Annotated in this window: 2 protein-coding genes; both read left to right on the top strand. The window is 57.4% G+C overall.

The window, feature by feature from the left end:
- Window positions 1-2293: cyanophycin synthetase (gene cphA / locus HFM78_RS14575; RefSeq protein WP_287130181.1), on the top strand; the 2293-nt coding region annotated here is incomplete at its 5' end.
- Window positions 2294-2304: 11 nt separating this feature from the next.
- A complete protein-coding gene (locus tag HFM78_RS14570) occupies window positions 2305-2727 on the top strand; it encodes a GNAT family N-acetyltransferase (RefSeq protein ID WP_287130180.1) in 423 nt (140 codons plus the stop codon).
- Window positions 2728-2965: the final 238 nt, after the last annotated feature.

Genomic DNA, 2965 nt, shown 5'->3' with positions numbered 1-2965 from the left:
CGCCGCCCGGGCGGCGGTGCGGTTAGTCAATATGTTGTTGGCGGGTGAGACCTACGACCTCGAAGAGGATATTCAGGAACTGCGCGAGATCCGCGAAGAAGTCCGCTTCGGTCCCTCCACCGCCGCCATTGTCGAAGAAGCCCTCTCTCGGGGCATCCCCCACCTGCGGCTGAGTGAAGCTTCCCTGGTCCAGTTGGGCTACGGGATGTACCAAAAGCGCATCCAGGCCACCACGACAAATAACACCAGCATTATCGCCACCGAGATTGCCTCCGATAAGACGATCACCAAGAGTCTCTTGCACCAAATGGGCATCCCGGTTCCTAGGGGGCTGAAGGTCCGTCGTCTCGCTGACCTACCTGATGCCATCCAAGAAATTGGTGGTTATCCCGTGGTGATCAAGCCGCTGGATGCCAACCACGGCAAGGGGATCACAATCAATATCACTGATGAGGCCACGGCTGAAGCAGCCTACGACGCAGCCAAAGAGTTCTCGCGGGTGGTCTTGGTAGAGCGTTTCCTCCAGGGTAACGATTACCGGATTTTGGTCATCAATAACCGGCTCGTGGCAGTGGCCCTGCGCGTCCCCGCCCATATCGTCGGCGACGGCGAACACACGATTCAAGAATTGATTGACCGGATCAACCAGGACCCGCGCCGGGGTTTCGGGCATGAAAAAGAACTGACGGCGATCAATGCCGACGAGATGACCCTCAGACTGCTGAAATTACGCGGGTTAGTACTGGAGTCAGTCTTGCCCCAGGGCGAGACCTGCGAACTCAAGTCCACTGCCAACCTCAGCACCGGCGGGACCGCCCTCGACTGCACAGATATGATCCACCCAGACAATGCTTTTATGGCGGAGCGGGCGGCGCGGATTGTCGGCTTGGATGTGGCAGGGATTGATGTCATCTGCCCGGATATCTCGATGCCGATTGCCGAGACGGGCGGCGGGATCGTCGAGGTCAATGCCGCCCCCGGTTTCAGGATGCACTTGGCTCCCAGTCAGGGGATGGCCCGTAACGTCGCGGAACCCTTGATTGATATGCTCTTCCCGCCCGGTTCGCGCCACCGTATTCCGATCATGGCAGTCACGGGTACCAACGGTAAAACCACAACCACGCGCCTCATCGCTCACATTATTAAGGGCACCGGGATGCGGGTGGGGTTCACGACGACCGATGGCGTTTATATCCAGAACCAGCTAGTGGTCCGGGGCGACATGACGGGACCCTACTCCGCTCACCTCGTTCTCAAGGACCCGACGGTGGAGTTTGCGATTTTTGAGACCGCGCGGGGCGGGATCTTGCGCGAGGGCCTGGGCTTTACCGAGTGTGATATCGGGATCGTGTTGAACGTCACCTCCGACCACCTGGGTATCCGCGACATTGAGACTTTAGAAGACCTAGCAAAAGTTAAGTCCGTGGTCGCTGAAGCTGTGCAAGTCAGTGGACACGCCATCCTCAACGCCGATGATCTGCTCGTAACGGCGATGGCGGCCCACGTCAAGGCCAAAGTTGCCTACTTCACTATGGACCCCAACAACCCCGTCGTGGTCGAGCACCGCGCCCTGGGTGGGGTCGCCGCGATTCTTGAAGATGGCTACGTTTCAGTCTGCAAAGGAAGTTGGACTCTGCGGGTAGAGAAAGTCATCAATATTCCCTTGACCCTAGAGGGCCGCGCCGAGTTCATGGTCCAGAACGTCCTCCCGGCAATCCTGGCCTGCTATCTAACCGGGGTCAAGATGGACGATATCCGAGCCGGTCTCAACAGCTTCATCCCCTCGGTGGGCCAGACCCCCGGTCGCTTGAACTTCTTTGATCTGGGAGATTTCCGGGTCTTGATTGATTACGCTCACAACTCAGCGGGCTTCAATGCCCTAGCGCAGGTCTTGAGCAAACTGGAGACCAAGCGCAAGATCGGGGTTTACGGAGGACCAGGGGACCGTCGTGACGAGGACCTACATAAGTTGGGCTACCTCGGAGCACAGATGTTCACCAGCATCATCTTGAAGGATGACGACGACCTCCGGGGTCGTCAGCCCGGAGCCGTACCTGAGATTATTGCGGCGGGTTTCAAAGACCACGACCCCAATTATCCCTACGAAGTAGTATTGTCTGAGGCAACGGCGATAGAATACGGTCTGGCCCAAGCTGAGAAGGGCGATCTATTGGTCATCCTGCCCTCAGACGTGACCCGTGCCATTGCCTTAGTCAACGGCTTCAAAGAGAAGCACAGCCCCTATCCCTATAGTCGCCTGCCCATACCTACGCCGGCGGTTATCTCGCCTTGAAGGAGTACACGTTGAACCCGACCCAAACTTCAACCCGGTTGCAGGTCCGCACCGCTGCGGAAAAGCTAGACTACCCCCAACTCCAACGCTTGATGGACCTGACTGCACCCTGGGCTAGAGACCGCACGGTGGCGGACCTAGAGCGGATGGTCCAAGGCAGTGAACCCGTGGTTCACCTCTGGGACGGGGATTTTCTGGTAGCCTTTGGGCGAGCAACTTCCGACGGGGTTTACCGGGCAATGCTTTGGGATGTGATGGTCCATCCCCGTTACCAGGGTCAGGGCATCGGACGGCAACTGATTGGACACCTCCTCGCCCATCCCAAGCTCGCTACCGTCGAGAAAGTCTACCTCGTTACCACCGACGGTCAGGGCTTCTACGAACGCCTGGACTTTAAACAAAATCCCACGACCACGATGGTCCTGGTCCGCTAAGGCTCCTCCGCCCCGTGGGGGACCAAGGCAAAAGCATCCCCCCTAATTGAAGAGCTTGTGGAGCAGGTCGACGCTAATATTCCCGCCAGTGTTGGCGGGAAACTTCCCACTTAAGTTGAGTAAGAGGTGACCAAAAAATTGGGATGCAAGCCCCGTCCTTCTAGGACGGCTTTATCCCCTGATATGCTAGGATAATATCATGTTCATCCGAGAAGCCAAGCTAACTTGTTCTGAATCT

The sequence above is a fragment of the Candidatus Cyanaurora vandensis genome (assembly GCF_013285555.1).
GTDB classification, from domain to species: domain Bacteria; phylum Cyanobacteriota; class Cyanobacteriia; order Gloeobacterales; family Anthocerotibacteraceae; genus Cyanaurora; species Cyanaurora vandensis.
This window is presented reverse-complemented; position numbering and strand designations above follow the sequence as displayed.